4 protein-coding genes are annotated in these 3035 nt (G+C 51.4%); 2 read left to right on the forward strand and 2 right to left on the reverse strand.

Annotated elements, in window-relative coordinates; all coding sequences use genetic code 11:
* Window positions 1-30 precede the first annotated feature (30 nt).
* Both HMPREF3263_RS04165 and HMPREF3263_RS04170 read left to right on the forward strand, forming a co-directional pair.
* Window positions 31-405 carry an MBL fold metallo-hydrolase gene (locus HMPREF3263_RS04165; RefSeq protein WP_218117719.1) on the forward strand — a complete coding sequence of 125 codons (375 nt, stop codon included), beginning with the start codon at window positions 31-33 and terminating at the stop codon, window positions 403-405.
* 119 nt (window positions 406-524) lie between these two features.
* A complete protein-coding gene (locus HMPREF3263_RS04170; protein WP_070853009.1) occupies window positions 525-2288 on the forward strand; it encodes a monovalent cation:proton antiporter-2 (CPA2) family protein in 1764 nt (587 codons plus the stop codon).
* A gap of 130 nt (window positions 2289-2418) precedes the next feature.
* On the opposite strand, the gene HMPREF3263_RS04175 is transcribed toward HMPREF3263_RS04170, so the two are convergent.
* Both HMPREF3263_RS04175 and HMPREF3263_RS04180 read right to left on the reverse strand, forming a co-directional pair.
* The gene (locus HMPREF3263_RS04175) at window positions 2419-2664 is read right to left on the reverse strand and encodes an FMN reductase (protein ID WP_141762784.1); all 246 of its coding nucleotides are present in this window, start codon (window positions 2662-2664) and stop codon (window positions 2419-2421) included.
* Between the two features lie 32 nt (window positions 2665-2696).
* Window positions 2697-3008: an ArsR family transcriptional regulator gene (locus HMPREF3263_RS04180; protein ID WP_083327588.1), complete on the reverse strand. Its 312-nt coding sequence runs from the start codon at window positions 3006-3008 to the stop codon at window positions 2697-2699.
* Between the last annotated feature and the right edge of the window lie 27 nt (window positions 3009-3035).

Below are 3035 nucleotides of genomic sequence, written 5' to 3' on the forward strand. Positions count from 1 at the left end.
AATTTATACGGCTGATGGCAAATTGATCGGGTGAAATTCTACAAAACCGGCGAAGAAGTGATTCCGGGTATGGTATCCAAACCGAGTCCTGGTCATACGCCTGGGCACAATGGCATCGAGTTCACTTCAAAAGGACAAACCATGCTGGTTTGGGGCGATTTGATGCACAACCACACACTGCAAATGCTTGATCCCGAAATCGCCATTGAGTTTGACAGCGACCCCAAACAGGCACGCGCCAGCCGCCAATCCGAGCTCAAAGATGCTGCCACACGTAAAATCTGGATAGCTGGCGCACATATGCCCTTCCCCGGCATCGGACACATCCGTGCCGAAAGCAACGGCAGCTACACTTGGCTGCCGGTGGAATATACCCCGATCGAAATCGACGGCAAAGTGCAATAATTTAACAAAAACCGACCGCACTTTTCTTAGAGGAAGCCGTCAAATGACGACTTTTTTGTGTTACGGCGATTTTCTTTTATAATACGAAAAATTTTTATGAATTAACAAAGGCAGGAATTATGGCGGTAGAAGCAGCTAACGGCGATTTATTGCACGTGGTGGAGTTATTGGGGGCGGCGGTAGTTGCCGTGCCGTTATTTAAACGTTTAGGTCTAGGCTCGATTCTGGGTTATTTGGCTGCGGGGCTGGTTATCGGACCCTTCGGATTAAAGCTCATTACCGATTCCCACGCTATTTTGCATATTGCGGAATTCGGCGTGGTGATGTTTCTGTTTTTGATCGGGCTGGAAATGAAGCCGTCGCATTTATGGAAATTGCGTAATCAGATTTTCGGCTTGGGTACCCTGCAGGTGACGCTTTCCAGTCTGTTCCTTACCCAAATCGGGCTAGCTTACGGTTTTTCTTTAGTGATGTCGTTTATTTCGGCGGTAGGTTTTACACTCACCTCTACCGCAATGGTCATGCAGATTATGGACGAACGTCATGAAATCAGCACACCGCAAGGTCAGCGCATTGTCTCCATTTTGCTGTTTGAAGATTTGCTGATTGTGCCCATGCTGGCGATTGTAGCATTTCTAGCACCCGATAATCCCAATGCCGTTGCCGATGCCGTACCGCTATGGCAGAAAATCGGTGTTGCCGCGCTTTCTTTGGTAGTGTTGATTGCGACAGGTATTTGGCTGCTCAATCCGCTGTTTAAAATTCTGGCAAAATCCAAAGCACGCGAGGTGATGACTGCCGCCGCGCTGCTGGTGGTACTCGGTGCGGCTTATTTAATGGAGCTGGGCGGTCTGTCTATGGCGATGGGTGCGTTTCTGGCGGGAGTGCTGCTGTCGGAATCCGACTTCCGTCATCAGCTTGAAGCGGATATCGAACCGTTCCGAGGCCTTTTGCTCGGGCTGTTTTTCTTAGCTGTCGGGATGTCGCTGGATGTGGCAACGGTGCTCAATAACTGGAAGGTAATTCTTTCCGCCACTGTACTGATGATTATCTTGAAATGCTTTGCCATTTATGGAGTGGCGCGTTTTACCAAAGCAAGCCATCACACCGCGATACACCGCGCCGTACTGATGTCGCAGGGCGGTGAATTCGCCTTCGTATTACTCGCCTCCGCTGCCGCACAACGGGCGATTAATGCGGAAGTGCTAGCGAATATGACGGCAATCGTGGTGCTCTCCATGATTACGACACCCTTCAGCGTTATGCTGTTCGACCGCTGTGTCAAAGAACCCAGCGCAGCTGCGGCAGTGGACGATGTGGAAGAACATGCGGGCGAACTCAACGGCAACGTGCTGATTATCGGATTCGGGCGCATGGGGCAGGTGGTCAGCCAAATGCCGCTAGCCTACGGTGCCACCATTTCCATTCTGGACAACGATCCCGACATCATCAACATCGCACGCGAATACGGTTTCAAAGTCTATTACGGCGACGCCACCCGCGCCGACGTGCTGCATGCCAGCGGCGTAGAACACACCGACATCGTAGCGGTATGCGTGGACAACGGAGAAAGTGCGGTCAGAATTGTGGAAAATATTCATCATATCAACCCGAACGCCAAGGTGTTCGTGCGCGCCTGGGACAGACGCAATGCGCTGGCCCTAGTGAAAGCGGAAGCGGATTTCGTAGTGCGCGAAACCTTCTATTCTTCCATGAAAATGGGCGATGAAATCGTCAAGGCATTGGGTGCTAGCGTGCAGGAATTACGTGCCGTACACGACAAAGTACGCGACGCCGACAAAGAACGCTTCGCTTTGGAAATTGCCGGCAAGGAATTTGAAGGGCGCAGATTACTGTTGGGGAATATAAAGAAAAATTCGTAAAATAGAGCGCACTTTTGTAGCTACAAGCGATGGAATTTAAGCGAAAAATTGCAAAACACCGCACTTTTTACGCCTGTTCGGAACGCAGGCGGTGTTGGCGGATGTTTTTCAGCAGGCGGAACAGTTCCGCTCACGCGGAGCGTTTCGGCTGCGGGGCGTTGCCTGTGTTGATGAGCTTCATTTGATAAGCATACCAGCCCAGTTCGAGAAAGCCGCCGAGCTTGCGATCGATGAATCCCAAGCCTGTGCGGACGGCGGGCAATTCCGCTTTTGCCAATCCGCCCAATAACATCCGTTGTGGCAAATCGGGAATGAGTGCAAAAGGTTTGGCGATCCCGACCAAATCCAAACTGCCCTCTGCCAATGCCTGTTCCATCACATCACGGCTTCGGAAACCGCCGGTTACGATCAACGGCACGCTGCCGATGGCTTGGCGGGCTTTTCGGCATAATCCAAGAAATAAGCTTCGCGGCGGCGTGTGCTTTCCTTTACGCCCTGAATCATTGCGGGACTTTCATAGTTGCCGCCGAAAATCTCCAGCAAATCAATGCCCATTTCGGCAAACTCCGCCAACACCCGCACCGATTCCGCCTGCAACATCAGTTTCAAATGATGCGACACCGCAGGACGGGAGAGCGGCATCAGCTCGGTCAGTTGGTTAACGTTCAGCCGCCCGTGCTGAAACAGCATTGATTGTTTTTCTGTGGCAAATGAGGCAATAACTGGGAAAAAATGTCCTTTTGTTGT

The sequence above is a fragment of the Haemophilus sp. HMSC61B11 genome (genome assembly GCF_001838615.1).
Classification (GTDB): Bacteria; Pseudomonadota; Gammaproteobacteria; order Enterobacterales; family Pasteurellaceae; genus Haemophilus_D; species Haemophilus_D parainfluenzae_AD.

Bases quoted from the DNA above. Each gene is read 5' to 3' on its own strand.
- HMPREF3263_RS04170 (WP_070853009.1), top strand. From the start codon at position 525: ATGGCGGTAGAAGCAGCTAACGGCGATTTATTGCACGTGGTGGAGTTA.
- HMPREF3263_RS04175 (WP_141762784.1), bottom strand. From the start codon at position 2,664: ATGGAACAGGCATTGGCAGAGGGCAGTTTGGATTTGGTCGGGATCGCC.